The sequence below is a fragment of the Sphingomonas flavalba genome (assembly GCF_047553045.1).
GTDB lineage: Bacteria > Pseudomonadota > Alphaproteobacteria > Sphingomonadales > Sphingomonadaceae > Sphingomonas_L > Sphingomonas_L flavalba_A.
In genome coordinates, this window is sequence record NZ_CP180208.1 from 744,071 (window position 1) to 761,913 (window position 17,843).

16 protein-coding genes are annotated in these 17,843 nt (G+C 67.8%); 8 read left to right on the plus strand and 8 right to left on the minus strand.

Features of this window, described 5'->3' with window-relative positions; all coding sequences use genetic code 11:
• Nucleotides 1-109: 109 nt before the first annotated feature.
• From ACMT1E_RS03415 to ACMT1E_RS03440, 6 genes are read left to right on the plus strand one after another with little or no spacing between them, the layout of a single operon-like run.
• Nucleotides 110-1,354, plus strand: coding sequence for an aromatic ring-hydroxylating oxygenase subunit alpha (locus ACMT1E_RS03415; RefSeq protein WP_414902281.1), 1,245 nt, complete (start codon nucleotides 110-112; stop codon nucleotides 1,352-1,354).
• A 1-nt stretch (nucleotide 1,355) separates the two neighbouring features.
• Complete coding sequence (locus ACMT1E_RS03420) at nucleotides 1,356-1,682, plus strand: hypothetical protein (protein ID WP_414902282.1); 327 nt, start codon at nucleotides 1,356-1,358, stop codon at nucleotides 1,680-1,682.
• Between the two features lie 40 nt (nucleotides 1,683-1,722).
• On the plus strand, nucleotides 1,723-4,002 hold the full coding sequence (locus tag ACMT1E_RS03425) for a TonB-dependent receptor (protein ID WP_414902283.1): 2,280 nt from the start codon (nucleotides 1,723-1,725) through the stop codon (nucleotides 4,000-4,002).
• A gap of 39 nt (nucleotides 4,003-4,041) precedes the next feature.
• Entirely contained in the window at nucleotides 4,042-4,584 is a 543-nt protein-coding gene (locus tag ACMT1E_RS03430; protein ID WP_414902284.1) for an OsmC family protein, read from the plus strand.
• 24 nt (nucleotides 4,585-4,608) lie between these two features.
• Complete coding sequence (locus ACMT1E_RS03435; protein WP_414902285.1) at nucleotides 4,609-4,920, plus strand: non-heme iron oxygenase ferredoxin subunit; 312 nt, start codon at nucleotides 4,609-4,611, stop codon at nucleotides 4,918-4,920.
• 16 nt (nucleotides 4,921-4,936) lie between these two features.
• Nucleotides 4,937-6,109 (plus strand): MFS transporter, encoded by a 1,173-nt coding sequence (locus ACMT1E_RS03440; RefSeq protein WP_414902286.1) that lies wholly within the window; start codon nucleotides 4,937-4,939, stop codon nucleotides 6,107-6,109.
• Between the two features lie 6 nt (nucleotides 6,110-6,115).
• Here ACMT1E_RS03440 and ACMT1E_RS03445 read toward each other — a convergent pair whose 3' ends face one another.
• The 8 genes from ACMT1E_RS03445 to ACMT1E_RS03480 form a co-directional block, all read right to left on the minus strand.
• Complete coding sequence (locus ACMT1E_RS03445) at nucleotides 6,116-7,693, minus strand: phytoene desaturase family protein (protein ID WP_414902288.1); 1,578 nt, start codon at nucleotides 7,691-7,693, stop codon at nucleotides 6,116-6,118.
• Entirely contained in the window at nucleotides 7,690-8,496 is an 807-nt protein-coding gene (locus ACMT1E_RS03450; RefSeq protein WP_414902289.1) for an SDR family oxidoreductase, read from the minus strand. The genes ACMT1E_RS03445 and ACMT1E_RS03450 overlap by 4 nt, the downstream gene beginning before the upstream one ends.
• On the minus strand, nucleotides 8,493-9,086 hold the full coding sequence (locus ACMT1E_RS03455; RefSeq protein WP_414902291.1) for a cysteine hydrolase family protein: 594 nt from the start codon (nucleotides 9,084-9,086) through the stop codon (nucleotides 8,493-8,495). Before ACMT1E_RS03455 ends, ACMT1E_RS03450 begins: the two co-directional genes overlap by 4 nt.
• On the minus strand, nucleotides 9,083-9,592 hold the full coding sequence (locus tag ACMT1E_RS03460; RefSeq protein ID WP_414902292.1) for an aromatic-ring-hydroxylating dioxygenase subunit beta: 510 nt from the start codon (nucleotides 9,590-9,592) through the stop codon (nucleotides 9,083-9,085). The genes ACMT1E_RS03455 and ACMT1E_RS03460 overlap by 4 nt, the downstream gene beginning before the upstream one ends.
• Before the next feature lies 1 nt (nucleotide 9,593).
• On the minus strand, nucleotides 9,594-10,898 hold the full coding sequence (locus tag ACMT1E_RS03465; RefSeq protein ID WP_414902293.1) for an aromatic ring-hydroxylating dioxygenase subunit alpha: 1,305 nt from the start codon (nucleotides 10,896-10,898) through the stop codon (nucleotides 9,594-9,596).
• Nucleotides 10,899-10,917: 19 nt separating this feature from the next.
• Complete coding sequence (locus tag ACMT1E_RS03470; RefSeq protein WP_414902295.1) at nucleotides 10,918-11,865, minus strand: PDR/VanB family oxidoreductase; 948 nt, start codon at nucleotides 11,863-11,865, stop codon at nucleotides 10,918-10,920.
• A 154-nt stretch (nucleotides 11,866-12,019) separates the two neighbouring features.
• Nucleotides 12,020-13,021, minus strand: a complete 1,002-nt coding sequence (locus ACMT1E_RS03475) for an AraC family transcriptional regulator (protein ID WP_414902296.1) — start codon at nucleotides 13,019-13,021, stop codon at nucleotides 12,020-12,022.
• Between the two features lie 139 nt (nucleotides 13,022-13,160).
• Complete coding sequence (locus tag ACMT1E_RS03480; protein ID WP_414902298.1) at nucleotides 13,161-14,075, minus strand: helix-turn-helix domain-containing protein; 915 nt, start codon at nucleotides 14,073-14,075, stop codon at nucleotides 13,161-13,163.
• Between the two features lie 284 nt (nucleotides 14,076-14,359).
• Between ACMT1E_RS03480 and ACMT1E_RS03485 the strand changes: the two genes are divergently transcribed.
• The gene (locus ACMT1E_RS03485; protein WP_414902300.1) at nucleotides 14,360-16,612 is read left to right on the plus strand and encodes a TonB-dependent receptor; all 2,253 of its coding nucleotides are present in this window, start codon (nucleotides 14,360-14,362) and stop codon (nucleotides 16,610-16,612) included.
• Between the two features lie 22 nt (nucleotides 16,613-16,634).
• On the plus strand, nucleotides 16,635-17,759 hold the full coding sequence (locus ACMT1E_RS03490; RefSeq protein WP_414902301.1) for a class II histone deacetylase: 1,125 nt from the start codon (nucleotides 16,635-16,637) through the stop codon (nucleotides 17,757-17,759).
• The last annotated feature ends 84 nt before the right edge of the window (nucleotides 17,760-17,843 follow it).

The window sequence follows — 17,843 nt, forward strand, 5'->3', positions numbered from 1 at the left end:
TGATACTCTTGCAGGCGATCCGGCGGCAGACCGGGATTCGGTGACCCGTTTCGCCACGGGCGGAACAGGCGCCGCGCCTTTTATGAACGGCAATGCAGGGAGAGACGTGGTGGGAGACGACCGCGCGTTCCGCCTTGGGGCGGGACTGGACAGTGTGGCCGGCGGGCCGATCAGCGTCGCGCCGTTCGTGTCGGACGGGTATTTCGAGCGTGAAAAGGCGCTGTGGCGGGAATCCTGGCTGGCCGTCGGCCGTGAGGCCGACGTTGCGAAGCCGAACAGCTATTTCACCGCCGACATCGATGTCGTCCATGCCTCGATCATCGTCGTGCGCGGCAAGGACGGCGGGTTGCGCGCGTTCCACAATGTTTGCACCCACCGCGCCGGCCGCATCCTGTGCGACACCGCGAAGAAGGGGCGGGCCCCCTTTCTGACCTGCCCGTTCCACGGCTGGGTGTTCGATACCGACGGCGAATTGCGCAACATCCCGAAAGAAGGGATCTTTACTCAGGGCTGCGACAAGGCGGCGCTGGCGCTGAAGCCGGTGCACGTCGCGACCTGGGGCGGCTTCGTCTTCGTCAACCTGGCGGAAACGCCGGCGCATTCGCTGGAACAGCACATGGCCGGGGTGCCCGCCAATCTGGAGCCGTATCTGCGCGACCGGCCGTGGACCTGGTATGCGGGATACCGGCATGTGTTCGACGCCAACTGGAAGGACCTGATGAACATCCAGCACGAGGGCTATCACGCCAGCGTGCTGCATGCCGACACGCTGGCGGTCGATTTCGCGCCGCAGGACTGCGCCAACACGCTGTTCCCCGACAGCCCCGGCGTCAGCTCGCTGCTGACCGTGTCGCGCCCGGTGCCGCCGCCCGGCGCCACCTGGACGCCGACGCCGATCCAGGACGTCGCGCAGCGTAACGGTCGCACCTCCAACTGGGTGGACAACGACACGTCGGTCGCGTCCCGCGACTTCCCCGGCGCGGTCAACCACGAACAGTCGGATCGCTGGGTGTTCGACTGCTACACGATCTTTCCCAACCTGCTGATCTTCGTCGGCGCGTCGGTGGTCAGCGTGATGCGGGTGCTGCCGATTTCGGCGCACCAGACCATCTGGGACTGGGACTGGTATTTCGATCATGCGCCGGAAACCTTCGGCGAGAAATTCAACCTGGAACACGGGCGGATCGCGACCCGCAACGCGCTGGCGCAGGACTGGGGGATCATCGACCTCGTCCATGCCAACATGCGCGCCGGCGTCGTCGATACCATCCACATCGCCAACGAGATGGAAGCGACGGTGGCGGCGCTCTACGAGCGCGTGGTCAAGGCGGTTCCGCTGCAGGAGGGCCGCTGACATGGCGCCGGACAATTTCGACGCGATCGCCGATCTGGTCGCCGAATGGGGGCTGTCGACGCCGCACGCCCGCTTCGTCAAGCGGGCGCGCAGTTCGATGGCGGAAATACAGGCGTTTCACCGGCGCATAGAGCCGCTGGTCGGCGCGATCGTCGCCTTTCTCAACCAGTATCCGCTCGACCAGATACCGGATGAGCATTTGCCGCTGTCCTATACGGCTCTGGCGGCGATCGAAGTCGATGATGCGGTGAATATCTGGAAGAACGCGTCGCCGAAATACGCCGACGACATTGCGAAGTGGGAAACGAAGTCCAGTTTTTACGCGTAGAAGACACAGAAACTATTCAATCAATATCAGGGAGGATGTGGTGCGCCATTATACCGATGGCGGCAAACGGTGCCGCTTTGCCTATTTCCTTGCCTCCTGCGCGCTGGTCGCCGGGGGTGTCGCAACCGAAGGCGCGCTGGCGCAGGGCGGGGCGCCGGCGGCCGATGCCCCCGCTATCGCGTCCGATGACATTGTCGTCACCGCGCGCAAGCGGGCGGAATCGCTGCAGGACGTGCCGATCTCCATCTCGGCGTTCAGCGGCCAGGACCTTGAGGACCGGCAGGTGGGGTCGATCGACCGCATCGCCGCCTTCACCCCCAACCTGTCGTTCAATCCTTCTGCGTCGGTCTCCGGCAGCAATTCGGCCGCGGCGATCTTCATTCGCGGCATCGGTCAGGGCGATTTCTCGCTGAACGCCGATCCCGGCGTCGGCGTCTATGTCGACGGCGTATTCTACGCGCGCTCGATCGGCTCGGTGATCGACGCGCTCGACCTCGAACGGGTGGAGGTGCTGCGCGGGCCGCAGGGCACGCTGTTCGGCCGCAACACGATCGGCGGCGCGATCAACCTGACCTCGCAGCGCCCCGGCACCAGCTTCGGCGGCAAGATCGAAGCGGCGACAGGCACTGACAATCTGGTCAAGCTGCGCGGCTCGGTCGACCTGCCGCTGGGCGAAGGGCTGCTGACCCGCATTTCCGCCATGTATGCGAATCAGGACGGCTATGTCCGCAAGGTGCTGACCGGCGACCGGCTCGGCGACACCAATTCGTTCAACATCCGCGGCCGGCTGGTCGCGACGCTGGCCGACAATGTCGAACTGGACATTTCCGCCGACTATGCGCGCGAGCGGGAAAATGGCGCGCCGCTGACGCTGGTCGACAACAACGAAAATGGCGCCTTCCCGGCCTTCCACAACGCCGGGGTCGGCGCGCCCTGCTTCCCGGCGCCGGGCAGCTTGCAGGACCCACGCTGCTACAACGGCCAGTGGCTGCCGTCGAACCCGTTCGTTACCTACGCCACCGGGCGGACCAAGTCCGACCTCGATGCGTTCGGGATCAGCGGCACGCTGAGCGTCGACCTGGGCGACTATCTGATCAAGGCGATCACCGCCTATCGCAAGATCGACGCGCAGTTCGGCCGCGACGAGGACCATTCGCCGATCATGATCGCCGAAACCTTCAACTCGCCGTTCAAGCACCGCCAGTTCTCACAGGAAATCCAGTTCAACGGCTCCGCCTTCGACGACGCGTTGAGCTGGGTCACCGGCCTCTATTATTTCGAGGAAAGCGGTCGCGATAACGACAATGTGACGTTCAATCTCGTCGCGTTGCAGAGCGGCGGGCGGATCGACAACAAGAGCTATGCGGCGTTCGGCGAATTCGACTATCGCCTCGCCCCCGGCCTGACCGCGACACTCGGCCTGCGTTATTCCAAGGACATCAAGCACTGGGCGCCCGACCAGTTCGTCAAGAACTCCGCGATCGGCATCCCGCCGGGCACGCTGGTCCAGCCGCTGACCGTCGCGCGTATCTCGACCGGCGAGGCGACACCGCACGCGGTGCTGAAATACGAGGCGGCGAGCAACTTCACCACCTATGTCAGCTACGCGCGCGGCTTCAAGAGCGGCGGCTTTTCCCAGCGCATCTTCCCGCAGCGCCCCGACATTCCGTCTTTCCAGCCGGAATACGCAACGGTCTACGAAGGCGGGTTCAAATTCCATACCCTCGACAATGTGTTCCGGCTGAACGCGGCGCTGTTCCATACCGACTACAAGAACATGCAGGTGTTCGTCAGCCCGCCGGGCACGCCGGGCACGATCACCGCCAACGCCGCGCGCGCGACGATCGACGGCGCGGAGGTGGAACTGTTCCTGCGCCCGACGCCCGGCCTGACGCTGCAGGGCGGCATCGGCTATCTCGATGCCGGCTACAAGACGCTCGGCGCCTTCGTCGTCGGCATCACCCCGGACTCGCGGCTGCCCTACACGCCGAAATGGGCGCTGAACGCCGCCTTGTCCTATGAACACGACGCCTGGTCGGCGGGCAGCCTCAACGCCCGTATCGACTGGTCCTATACCAGCGCGACCTACACCGACGCGGCCAACACCGCTGCGTTGCGTCAGGCCGGCTATCATGTCGTCAACGCCAATATCGGTTTCCGCCCGGCCGGCAGCACCGTTGAACTCTATGCTGCCGTGCAGAACCTGTTCGACCAGACCTACTTCACCGGCGGCTATGCCGACCTGAACGATCTGGGCATCGCCGAAGCCGCCTTCGCGCGGCCGCGCAACTGGACGGTCGGCGTCAAGATGCAGTTCTGAACCACTGGCCCATCCCCTTGTAAGAGAAAGATTCTGGACATGATCAACGGAATAAACGTCGACGCGCTGCATAGGATGGTCGGCGATGTCGCCGCCGACGCGGCGAAAGGCGAGGTGGAGTTCGAGGTCCGCTCGCGCTGGGCCGGCGGCACCCGGTCGGAGGCGCGGGTCGACCGCTGGCGGCTCGGCGGCGCGGAAGGGCCTCGCGACTTCACCATCGTCGTCGACGAACCGGAAGAACTGCTCGGCGAAAATCAGGCGCCGAACCCGCAGGAAATGCTGATGGCCGCGTTCAACGCTTGCATGATGGTCGGCTATGTCGCCGGCTGCTCGATCCGCGGCATCGCGCTGGAGAAGGTAGAGATCCACACTCGTGGCATGCTCGACCTGCGCGGCTTCCTCGGCCTCGATAAGACGGTGAAGCCGGGGTATGACGAGATCGAATATACCGTCGTCATCAAGGGCGACGGCACGCAGGCGCAGTTCGAGGACGTGCACCGCACGGTGATCGAGACATCGCCGAACCGGTGGAACATCGCCAACCCGATCCGGCTGGTCTCCAGCCTGGTGGTCGAGGGCTGAGGCAGGGAAGGGGGGCGGCCGACGATGCGGACGGAGCAACTGTTTGCGGCCGAAAGCCTGGAGGATGGCGAAATCCGCCGTCACGAGATCGACGGCTACGGCCCGGTTTCGGTCTGTCGCATCGGGGCGGAATATTTCTGCTTCGACGACACCTGCACGCATGAGGACGCGTCGCTGGCCGACGGCGAGATCGACGGGGACGAGGTGATCTGCCCGTTCCACATGGGCTCGTTCAACGTCCGCACCGGCGACGCGGTCCGTGCCCCCTGTTTCCACCCGCTGAAGGTCCACGACACCGCCGTCGTCGACGGCGTCCTCGTCATCACCCTGCGCTGAGGCGGAACCCCGGCCGATGCGCAAAGCCGTCGCGTTCGCGCGCGTCGCGTTCGCGCTGACGCTGGTCATGGCGCTGTGGTTCAGCGCCGCCGCCGGCCGCGTCTCGCTGGAACGCGCCCATGGCTGGACCGGCGTTCAGGCCGGGCTGACCGCCAGCGCCACCGCGCTCGGCTTCGTCGCCGGGTGCCTGCTCAGCGCGTTGCTCGGCCTCGCTGACCGCCATGCCCCGCAGCGGACGTTCCTCGCCTGCGCCTGGGCAGCGGCGGCGGCCAACCTGCTGCTGCTCGCCATGCCGCCCGGCGGCGCCGGCTGGTACGCCTGCCTGTTCCTCGCCGGCCTGTTCCTCGCGGGGGTCTACCCGGTGGCGATCGCGCTGGTCGCGTCGTGGGACGAAGGCGATATCGGCATGCTGCTCGGCCTGATCGTCGCGGCGCTGACGCTGGGTTCGGCCAGCCCGCATCTGGTCGGCAGCTTCGTCGCGCTCGACTGGCGGCTGATCGTCGGCGCGACGAGCGTGCTGGCGGTGGCGGGCGGGGCGATCGCGGCGACGGTCGCCAGCGGCCCGGCGGCGGTCCCGCCACGCCGCGTCGACCGGCGTTACCTGCGCCTTGCCTTCGCCGATCGCCGCATCCGCTACGCCAATCTCGGCTATCTCGGCCATATGTGGGAACTCTACCCGATGTGGGCGTGGATGCCTGCCTATCTGGCGTCGAGCGCAACGCTCGCCGGTGCCGGGCCGCTGCCGCCGGCGACGCTCGGCCTGTCCGCCTTCGCGGTGATCGGCGCGGGCGCGGCGGGGTGCATCCTCGCCGGCTGGGCTGCCGGGCGCGTTGGCAACGGCCGCGCCGCGCTGTGGGCGCTGGCCGGGAGCGGCAGTTGTGGGCTGCTCGCCGCGCTGACCTATGGCGGGCCACCAGCGCTGGTCCTCGGCATCGCGCTGCTGTGGGGCGTGACGATCATCGCCGATTCCGCCCAGTTTTCCGCCTGCGTCGTCCGCTTCGCCCCGCCGGAAGCGCGCGGCACGCTGGTCACGCTTCAGCTGTGCATGGGCTTCCTGCTGACCACCGCCAACATCGCGCTGATGCCGCTGGTGATCGACGCTGCCGGCTGGCGCGCCGCCTGCCTTTATCTGGCGATCGGCCCGTGGTTCGGCGTCTGGGCGATGCGGCGGCTGGCGGCGCCTGGCTGAGCCGCCTTACCCGATCGCCTGCGCGACCAGATGGCCGGATACGCCGCCAAGCCCCGGCCCCGGGTGGGTGGAGGCGCCGATCTGGTAGAGCTGCCGCACCGGCGGCGCATGGCCGCGCGCGGCGGCGAACGGGCGCAGCAGGTGGAACTGGTCGACCGAACAGACGCCGGAATAGGGGTCGCCGCCGACAAGGTTGATGTTGTGCGCCTCCAGCGTATGCGGCCCCAGCACCGTCATGCCCAGCATCGCCGTGTCGAGGTTGCCGATATGGGCGCCGAGCCGGGCGACGATCCGCCGCGCATAGGCGTCGGCGATCGCGTCGGTCCAGCGCCCGTCCGCCGGCGCGGCGATCTCTCCGCTCGCGTCGCCGCGAATGACGCGGGGCAGCTCCTGCAACTGGATCCACAGCAGCGAAGTGCCGGGCGGGCAGCGCGACGGGTCGGCATCGGCGGGCTGGCCGACAACGATCGTCGCCTCCGCCGGCAGCAGGCCGCGTTCCGCCTCGTTCACCGCGCGCGACACCCCGTCCAGCCCCGGTGTCAGGTGCAGCAGGCCGACACGGCCCAGTTCCGGGTCCGCCCAGCGCGGCGCCTCCGACAGGGCAATATGGATCTGCATGCAGCCCCGGCCGTAGCGATAGGCCGCCGCCTGCCGGCGGATGTCCGGCGCAACCACGTGGTCCGCCAGCAGCCGTTCGTAAAGCTGGGTCGGCGTGACGTTGCAGACGACGGCGCGCGACGCGGCGAAGCGGCGGCCGTCTGCAGTGACGACGCCGCGCGCCCGGCCGCGCTCCACAGTGATGCCGGTGACGTCGGCATCGGTCAGCACCGCGCCGCCGCCTGCCTCGATGATCCGGCGGAACGCGGAGACAATGTTGGCGCTGCCGCCCTCGACGAACGGAATGCCGACCATTTCCAGCGTGAACATCACCACCTTGGCCATCAGCGCGGAGAAGCTGCTTTCCGGCCCCAGCCCGACATGCAGCACCCACGGCGCGATCAGCGCGCGGACAAGGTCGGAGCCGAAGGATTGCTCCAGCCAGTCGCGCACCGGCAACAAGCCGCCAGCACTGAACCCCGCCATGCCGTCGACCCCGCGCCGGAACAGCTGCCCGCCGAGCAGCTTCAGCGTCGCGGCGGAACGCGGTTCCTGCCCCAGCAAACCGAAGATCAGAGGCGCGTCGCGCTCAATTTCCGCCATCGCGGCGGCATGGGCGGCGCCGTCACCCGGGTGGAGCGTGTCGAACGCGGCGATATTCTCCGCCCGCGCCTGCCGCAGCAGCAGCGACCTGCCGTCGGGCAGCAGCACGCCGGTCGGCACCGCCGCCTGTACCATCCGCACCCCTTCCGCCTCCAGCCGGGGCTTCAGCGCCGGGTAAAAGGGGGTGGTGACGAACAGCGGGTAGGACATGGAGAACAGGTCGTGGCGATAGCCGGGCACCGTCACCTCTTCGGTGCGGATGCAGCCGCCGGCCACCGCCGCCCGCTCCAGCACCAGCACGCGCCGTCCCCGCGCGGTCAGTTCGGCGGCGCAGACCAGCGAGTTGATGCCGCTGCCGACGATCACCACGTCATAATCGCTCATTCGTCCGCCTCCTCAAACCCGGCTTCCTCGAACCACGCCGCCGGCGATCGCCCCTGGTCCGGCCCCAGCATGGTGAAACCGCCGTCGACGGCGATGTCGGTGCCGGTGATGAACCCGGCCATGTCGGAACAGGCGAACACCACCGCGTCGGCCACGTCGCCGCCGCGCCCGGCCCGGCCGAGCGGGTGGAGCCGCGCGGCGACGCGGTCGGCGCGGGCCTCGCTGCCGGCGCGAGACGCCAGCGCTGGCGACCATGTCCACGCCGGGGTCACCGACAGCACGCGGATGCCGCGCGGCGCCAGTGTCGCGGCGGCGTTGCGGGTGAACTGGGCCAGCGCCGCCTTGGATGCGGGGTAGAGCGCGCGCCCGGCGGCGCCGTATCGTCCGCCGACGCTGGTGATGTTGACGATCACGCCGCGCCCGTTGGGCAGGTGGGCCATAACCGCGCGGGTCAGCATCGCCGCGCCGACCAGATTGACGTTCAGCGTCGCCAGCCATTGCTCGCGGGTCGAATCCAGTCCGGCATCGGCATAGATGCAGGCGTTGTTGACCAGTGTATCGACATGGCCGAAGCGGGCGATGGCAGCGGCGACGGCGGCGTCGATATCGGCGTCGCTGGTCAGGTCCGTCCGCACGAACAGCGCGCCTTCGCCCAGCTCGGCGGCGACCGCCTCGCCCTCCGCCATGCTGCGGCCGAGCAGGACGACGCTGGCACCGGCGCCGTGCAGCCGCCGGGCAATGTCGGCGCCCAGCCCCTGCGTCGCGCCGCTGACGATTGCGACGCGGCCGTGCAGGGCAATCATGCCGCCTCCGGGGGAAACAGGCTGTCCACCGTCGCAACATCGCCGATCAATGCGATGTTGAACAGCGCCGCGTCGTGGACGTCTTGGCGGGCGGCCGAGCAGGCGTCGGCGGCGACGACAACCTCATAGCCCATGTCGGCGCCGTGGCGGGCGCTGTGTTCGACCACCGAATTGGTGGCGACGCCGGCCATTACCAGCCGGGTCGCGCCCAGATCGCGCAGCACCGATTCCAGCGGGGAATCGAAAAACGCGTTGACCCGGTTGTGGGTGACGACCGCTTCGCCGGCCAGCGGCTCCAGCCCGGCGTGCCAGCCGACGCCCCAGCTCCCTTCCTCCATCGCGCCTGCGGCAACGACATTGCGAAAGATCGGCGCGTTGGTCCGTACGCCCGCGTGCCCGGCGGGAAAGGCGATGCGGACGTGGACGATCGGCACGCCGGCCCGCCGGGCGCCGGCCAGCAGCCGCTCCGCCGCCGCGATCACCGCGCCGCGCCGGTCGCTGCCCTCGGCGACGCCCAGCCGGATGCGCCCGTCCGGGTGCAGCACCTCGTTCTGGTAATGCAGCGCCAGCAGCACGGTGCCGCCGGTCACAGAAACGCTTCCAGCGTCGCGTGCACCTCCTCGCTGTCGATCAGGTCGATCCGCTTCTCGACGATGGCGAAGCCACCGCCGCGCGGCACCAGCCGGTGGGTGTAGAAGCCGGAAAGCAGCCGCTGCGGCAGCGACAGCCGGCTTTCCGCCATCAGGAAGGTGGAATGGACGACGGTTTCGCCCGCCACCGTCGCGGTGCCGAGGCGGATGTTGCCGACTATGCGCGCGGCGTGGACCTGCGGCTGCTGCGACCAGGCGCGCTTCTCCTCCAGCCGGCGGGCGCGGACCTCGCGCATCATCGCGTCCTCGTAGAACAGCGAGACGTGGTTGATCGGGTCCGGCTGGTCGGGGCGGAGCGGCGCCCAGTACATGCCGTCGGGGGTGAACAGCTCCAGCCAGTCGAACCAGCGCCGCTGGTCGAGCAGCGCCGCCTCCTCGAACAGGAAGGCGGTCACGGCGGCAAGGGTGTCGGCCGGGGATGCGGTTGTGGTGGCGGTGGCGTTCATCTCAGGCCTCCTCGCCCATATATTCGGCCCAGGCGCGGAACTGGTTCCGCATCGGCAGCTCGCTCAGCCCGCCGCCGGTGTAGCGCCCGTTGCCGTCGCCCTGCTCGCGCCCCGCCTCGCGGTGCAGGCTGACCCAGTCGCCACCGTCGGTCGCCAGCCCTTCCTGAACCCGGGCATAGACCTCGATGTCGTCGGGCATGACGTTGGACGACGGCGAATTGACGATGTTGGCGTAGGTGATCGAACGCTGGAAATAGTCCTCCGGCGCGCCCTTCAGACGGAATGTGTATATCTCGACCAGCGTCCGGTCGACCGCGACCGGCCGGATGACGCGCAGCTGCTGGAACGAGGTGTGCGGCGCGCAGCTCGGGTAGATGATCGAATTATGGCGCTGGACGGACAATATCTCGTGCGTCTTTTCCGGCCCGTGCACCGCTTCCAGCGCCGCCTGGTGGCCCAGCGACACCGGGTCGGTCGGAGGGGTGAAGATCGCGCCCATGTAGCTGTGGCCGCGGTCGTAGGCGACCATCTCCAGCCCGGCCCAGAAGTCATAAGGCTCGCCATTGCCTTCGATGATGTGGAGCTGGAACGGCATCTGGCCGCCGTCGCCGCGATGCTGGTATTCGGCGCGGGCGGCGTTGACCGCGCTTTCGTGCGTGACCATCGGGTGTGACGTATCATTCAGATTTTCAAAGAAAATCTTCCAGTTCGACCGCTGCCAGACGCGGAACACGCCCCCGGCAACCTCGACTTCCCCTTCCGGCGCGCGGTCGCAGAAATTGTCCAGTGTCAGCCGGATGTCGCCTAGGAACTCCTCCAGCGACGGTCCAGATTCCGCAAGCCTCGCGAAGACAAAACCCCGATAACTTTGCTGGCAGGCAACCCGCCGCACGGAGAATGCCGGGTCGCGCAGGTCGAACCGCGTATCCTCATACCCCTCCCGCGCCGGCACCGACAGCAACCGGCCGTCGCAGCGGAAATTCCAGCCGTGGAACGGGCACCGCAGGAACCGCCCGGCATTGCCGCACGGCTGGGCGAGCAGCTTGGCGCCCTTGTGCGGGCAGCGGTTGTAGAGGACGTGCGGCTTGCCGTCCTCCCCGCGCACCATCACCACCGCCTCGCGCCCGATCAGCGCCTGATGATAGTCGCCGACATTGGGGATCTGGCTCTCATGGCCGACATAGACCCAGGCGTGGCCGAAGATGCGGTCCATCTCCAGCTCGAACAGATCGGGGTCGACATAGACCGATTTGTGGACGCGGTCTGGTTCGACCAGCGTATCGATGGCAGGCGGTTGGCGGGTCATCCTATCCTCCAGCAAGGTATCAGGCATCGAGCACCAGACGCTCGCCCTTGGCGCGCGACACACAGGTGCAGATCAGTTTTCCGGCGCGTTTCTCGCGCTCGCTCAGGTTCATATCGCGGTGGTCCGGCTCGCCCTCGATCACGTCGGTGACGCAGATGCCGCATTCGCCGCGCCGGCAGTCGAACAGCGGATCGAGGCCGATCGCCTCCATCACCTCCAGTATTGTGCGGCCGACCGGCACCTCCGCCGTCTTGCCGCTGCGCGCGAAGACGGCGGTGAACGGGCGGTCGCCGGCCTGCGGGTCGTCGGCGCCGAACAGCTCGAAATGCAGGCGCGCGTCCGGCCAGCCCGCCGCCCTCGCCGCCGCCAGCGTCGCCGCGATCAGCGGGCGTGGCCCGCAGACATAGAGGTGCCGGCCCTCGCGCGGCCCGGCGACCAGCGCCTGCAGGTCCAGCCCCTTGGCCGGATCGCCGCCGTCGCACACCAGCCGCGCGCCGGGCATCGCCGCTACCTCGTCGGCATAGGCCATCGCCGCGCGGTGGCGGCCGGCATAGTGGATCTCCGCCCCGCGCCCGCCCAGCGCGCGCGCCATCGCCAGGATCGGCGTGATGCCGATGCCGCCGGCGATCAGCAGGCTCTCCGTCGCCGTCGTGACCAGCGGAAAGTCGTTGCGCGGGCTGCCGACGCGGATCGTGTCACCGACGCCGAGGCCATGCATGAAGCGTGATCCGCCCCGTCCATTGCCGCTCAGCGCCACCGCGATCCGGTAGGCGTCGATCTCGCCCGGCGCATTGACCAGCGAATAGGCGCGCATGCCGGATCGGCCATCGGGCAGGCGCACCTCGCACTCGACATGCGCGCCGGCGGCGAAGCCGTCGAGGTGGCGCCCATCGGCCGGGGCGAGCGCGAACTCGCGCACCGCTTCCGCGCGCTGAACTGCCTCCACCACCTGCATCGGCCTCAACACGCACGGCACCTCTGTCGTCGGGCGGCGGGCGCCCGTGATCTGCTTCCGCGAGTATCATTCGCTGTCCGGCGGCGGCGGACAACGCCGCCGGCTGGTCAATTCATGCAGGGGCTATCCAGAAACGGAAGCAATCCGACAGGCGCGGTGCGCCCGCTCAGGCGGGGGGACTGCGGCGCGCCCGATCCAGCGTCGCGTGCGGCGGTTCTCCGAAACGGTCGCGGTAGAGGCTGGAGAAGCGGCCGGGGTGACGGAAGCCGACGCAGGCGGCGACATGCGCGACGGTGACGGCGTGCCCGCTGGTCAGCCGCGTCCGGGCTTCGTCGAGACGGGTCTGGCGCAGCCATTCGATCGGGCTGGTCCCGCGGAAACGCCGGAAAGCGGCGTGGAGGGTGCGGGCGCTGACCCCTGCCGCCGCCGCAATACCCTCCATATCGATATCGTCGCCCAGATGGCGGCGCATGAAATCCTCTGCCCGGCGCAGGTGATAGGGCACGGCCGGCCCAACGGGTGCAGCGGGTGCGCCATCGGCGTGGTTGAGCAACAGATGGTGTGCCAGCATCTCCATCGCCAGCGCCCCGGTTGCATCGCGAGCGGCGGAACCGGCCGCCGGGTGGGCGATCAGATAGCGGGCCAGTGCGGTCATCGACAGGCCGGTGGCGCTGTCCAGCGCAAAGGTCGTGTCGAACGCGAAACGCGCCGGAGCCGGCCGGCCGGTCAGCGTCTCTGCCGCGCGAGCCAACGTCGCCCGCTGGATCGGGATGATCAGCTGTTCGCAGTCCGCTGACCAGCGCAGGCTGCGCTGGTCCAGTGATTCCAGGATCAGTCCATGGTCCGCCGGGCAGATCGTGATGCCGCCGGCATGTTCGACCTGGATCCAGCCGGACAGCACCAGTTGCAGCATGACGAAGCCGGAGGACGGTTCCGGCCTGACCGCGACTTCCGATCCGTAGCGCAGCTTGACCAGCGACAGGCCGCCGACTGGCATACGGCTAAGGCTGGCGTCGCAGCGGCGGCTGGGGGCGGCCAGTTCCATCTCGTGCGGGCACAGCACGCTGGCAACGCCGGAACATATCGCGCTGGGCGTGTGGCCGGCGAACACCTGAAAGGCGTCAAGCCGGCCCGCTTCCAGCCGCAATGCCGACAGCGCCGCCGTCATGGGGAGGCGCGCTGTCGGGGTGGGGTATAAAGCGGCATCCTTATCCTCTTATGCGGCGAGCTCTGCCGGTCGTCGGTCGTGCATTAGGCGGGCAGGGCGGCGCGCGTGTCAAGGCCGTGGCAGTGCCGCCTGCCGTGCCCTATCGCCGCAGGGTGCTGGGCGGGACGCCGAACCGGCGCCTGAACAGCCGGGTGAAATGGCTGCTGTCGTTGAAGCCTGCGGCATAAGCGATCTGGCCGATCGAACGATAGTCGTCGCGCGCGCCGAGCCAGCGGTGCGCCTGATCGAGCCGCAGGTCGCACAACCAGTGACCCGGCGTGGTGCCGGCTTCCGCGAACAGGCGGTAGAGGCTGCGGCGAGAGAGGCCGAAATGCGCGGCGATCGCCTCTACATCCAGCTCCGGGTCGCCGACCCGCGTTTCCGCCCAGGCGCGCATGCGGGCAATGGCGGCGTCGGCCCGGGCGCGCGACAGGCTCCTGTCGGCCGGGCGGTCCTCCAGCGCGCGGTCGAGCATCGCCATGGTTACAGACAGGGTGACGGCGCTGTCGCGCGCGTCGCAGGCGGCGCCGCCGGTGGTGAAGGTGCGGATCATCGCCGACAGCATCCGCCCGACGCCGTGCTGGCCGGAAATCGGCAAGCCGTAGAGCCGGTCGACGTCGGCGCGTAGCTGGTTGACCAGCTCGCGCGGCGCGCCGAGCACGACGGAGCGGTTGCGGGTCGGCGCGTCGATGATGCACGGCGCGCGCGAATCCATCAGCACCATGTCGCCGCCGGTCAGCGCGACCTTGCGATCGTAATGGTCGACGACAAGGTCGCCAGCGAGTGGCATGAGGATGAAGGCGCGGGCAGCCCATTGTTCGGTGAGGGCGGGGCGGATGCTCCTCACCGCGCGCGCGCGGATCAGAAAGCCGTCGAACGGGCCGAGAGCAACCGGAGCGAGCCCCCCGGCGGCCTGCCCGTCGGTGGTCGTTGGTTCGGTCTCGAACGCGCCATAAACTGCCTTCAGCGAACGGGCGAAGCCAGCAAGGCCCGTCGCCTGTGACCTGGATTCCATCCTCCACTCCGCCGTTTGAAGAGAGGCAAAGGCCGTCATCGACCGGGCGAACAGCGCGGCATTGTCCGGGCGAATTGGATCGATTTCAAGTAAATTCGGTGGCTGACCGAGCAGGGCGCCGGGCTGGCACCCAGAGACCGGAGATTGGCACGGACGGACAGGACAGCGCGCCCGGCGGCGTGGCACAGCCCTGAGCAGCCGACCGTACGAAACGGGTCGGCGCGATAACAGAGCGAAGGGCCGCGGCGGACTGCCGACACCCTTCACGCAAGAGGGGATGGCATGTGAGGACCCGTTACGCCCTGATCCTGTGCAGCGGCCTGACCGCACTGGCCGCGCCGGTGCTGGCCCAGGCGAATGCCGATGCGGATTCGATGGATATCGTCGTCACCGCGCAGAAACGTGCCCAGTCTGTGCAGGACATCGGCATCAGCATCACCGCGATCGGCGAGGACGAACTGCGGCGAAGCCAGGCGACCGACATCGGCACGCTGGCCAACCAGATATCGAACGTCGTTGCGACGACCAGCTCGAACCTGCCCGCCTTCACCGTGCGCGGCATCGGCCTCAACGAATTCGCGTCGAACTTCGACTCCCCGGTCGCCGTCCATGTCGACGAGGTGTACAAGAGCAAGCCCTACATGGCGACGGTGCCGTTCTACGACATCCAGCGGGTCGAGGCGCTGAAAGGGCCGCAGGGCACGCTGTTCGGCCGCAACACCACCGGCGGATCGGTCAACTATTACACCGTCGAGCCGCAGTTCGATTCCTCTGGCGGGATGAACCTGTCGATCGACAATCACGGTCGCGGGCGGATCGACGGTTTCGTCAACACGATGCTCGGCGAGCAGACGGCGGTGCGCGGTTCCTACTTCGTCTCGCAGGGCCATGGCGGGCCGTATCGCAACCTGCTGACCGATAGCCGCTGGGGCAGCCCCAACCAACTGGCCGGGCGGCTTCAGGTGAAATGGCAGGGGGAGGGCACCACCATCCGCCTGATGGGCTACGGCTTTCGCGACAAGAGCGAGTTGGCGCCATACAAGAGTCCCGGCCTGTTCAATCCGGACGGGACGCTGTGCCCGCAGGTGTTTACCGGAGAGATCCGGCGTCGCCGCGACGCCTGCCTGAAATTCGGCCCGTTCGTGCCGGGGCCCAGCCTGCTCGGCCTGCGGGAATCGCAGAGCATCCGCACCTTCGCCGCCGACACGCCGTGGAAGGCCGACAACAGCGCCTATGGCGGCTATGCCCGGGTCGAGCAGGAAGCGGGGCCGCTGACCCTGACGTCGATCACCGCGTTCGACTATTTCAAGCGCGACCAGGTCGACGACCCGGACGATACGCCCTACGTCACCACCAACCAGAACCTCTACAGCCGGATCAGGCAGTTCTCGCAGGAGTTGCGGGCGACCGGCACGTTCGGGCGGCTGAATGTTCTGGTCGGCGGCTTCTACGAACATGACTCGATCCGCGATGTGGCGAGCGCCAATGTGGGAGAAAATCCGCTGGTCGGCCTGCCGCCTTTCGCGCCGCGCCTGGCCGCCGCCTTCACCCAGAAGGTGCGCTCGCTGGCGGTGTTCACCAACAACGAGCTGGCGCTGACCGATACGCTGTCGATCGTCGCAGGCCTGCGCTACACCAATGACAAGACCTCGCTCGACGCGAGCAGCTATCTGGGCGCCGACGATCCGACCGGGCCGACGCATATCGTCTCGCCGGCGATCCCGGTGTCCGACCTTGTCGACAGCCGGACGGACGGCACGACGTCCTTCCGCCTCGGCCTCAACTGGAAAGCGTCGGCGGACCAGCTGTTCTACGCGTCGATCTCGCGCGGCTTCCGCAGCGGCGGCTACAGCGTGCCGTTCGGCGGCGTCATCACCAGCTTCGATCCCGAAAAGCTGACCGCCTACGAGATCGGGTCGAAATCGCGGCTGGCGGGGCGGACGCTTGACCTGAACCTGTCGGCCTTCTTCTACGACTATAAGGACTTGCAGACCAACGTCGACGATCCGCTGTCGCCGCTGGTGCCGATTACCCGCAACATCGGCGGATCGCGGACCTACGGCGCCGAGGCGGACCTGACGTGGCGGCCGACGCCGACGACGCTGCTGCGTGTCGGCGGCAGCTATCTCGACGCGAAATACCGCAACACCAGCGCGGTCATCACCACCTATGCTGGGTCGATCGCGCTTGACGGTAAGCGGCCGGTCAACACGCCGAAATGGTCGGCGCAGGGCCTGTTGCAGCAGAGCGTGCCGGTCGGGCCGGACCTGGACCTGATCGGCAGCACCGATTTCAAGTATATCGGTGCGCGCTTCCTGGAATCGACCGGCCAGATCTTCGATCGCGCGCCGGCCTATTGGGTGCAGAATGCCCGGCTGGCGCTGTCGAGCCGGACCGGCGGCTGGGAAGTGGCGCTGTGGGGCAAGAACATCTTCAACAAGGAATATCTGACCTACATCAACAATGTCAGCTTCTTCCGTATCGAAATCTACGGCGAGCCGGTGTCCTACGGGCTTTCCGCGTCGTTCAAATTCTGATGCCGGCAGGGAGCCAAGCCGCATGACCACCGGTTTCTACACCAGCGAGCGGACGTTCTGGCACTGTGTCGGCATGCAGGCGCTGTTCCTGCCGATCGGCGGCTGGGTGCAGCCGCCGTCCGGGGTGGCGGGGGCGGACACGCCGGATTCCAAGCGTCGGCTGCTGTCGCTGATCCAGGCGAGCGGGCTGATCGACCAGTTGAAGGTCGGCGGCCCGGCAGCGATCGGTGACGCCGACCTGCTGCGCGTTCATACCGTCCGCTATATCGAGGAGTTCAAGGCAGTCAGCGCCGCGGGCGGCGGCGACATCGGCGATTTCGCGCCATTCAGCGCCGGCGGTTTCGACATTGCCTGCCTGTCCGCCGGGCTGGCCGTCGCGGCGGTCGACGACGTGCTGTCGGGCCGGGTCGACAATGCCTATGCGCTGTGCCGCCCGGCCGGGCACCATTGCCTTGCCGACCGATCGATGGGCTTCTGCGTCCTCGCCAACATCCCGATCGCGCTGGAGGCCGCGCGGGCGCGACATGGAGCATTGCGCGCGGCGGTCATCGACTGGGACGTGCATCATGGCAACGGTACCCAGGCGATATACTACGACCGTGCCGATACGCTGACCATCTCGCTGCATCAGGAGAATTGCTTTCCGCCCGGATACAGTGGCGCCGACGATCGCGGCAAGGGCGCGGGGGAGGGATATAATCTGAACATCCCGCTTGTCGCCGGTGGCGGCGACGATGCCTATCGTTACGCACTGGACACGCTGGTCGTGCCTGCTGTCGAACAGTTCCGCCCCGACCTGATCGTGATTGCCAGTGGCCTCGACGCCGGTGCGGCCGATCCGATGGCGCGGATGCTGGCCCATAGCGAGACGTTTCGCGCGATGACCGAAACCGTGCTGGCCTTGGCCGCAAGGCTGTGCGGCGGGCGGGTCGCGGTGGTCCATGAAGGAGGATATTCGGAAGCGCTGGTCCCGTTCCTCGGCCTGGCGATTGTCGAGGCGCTGAGCGGGTGCCGAACGACCGTTGCCGATCCGACACTGCCCATCTGCATTCCGCAGCAACCGGGCGCAACCGCAACGGCTTTCCATCGGGCGGTAATTGACGGAATTGCCAGGAACTGGCGGGAATGGATCGAGAATAAAGGATGATTGCAAAAAGGCGGATCGTTGGTGGCTAATCTCTAATAGTTGAATATTCATGTTGACAGCGCGATTGATTGTCCCACACACTCT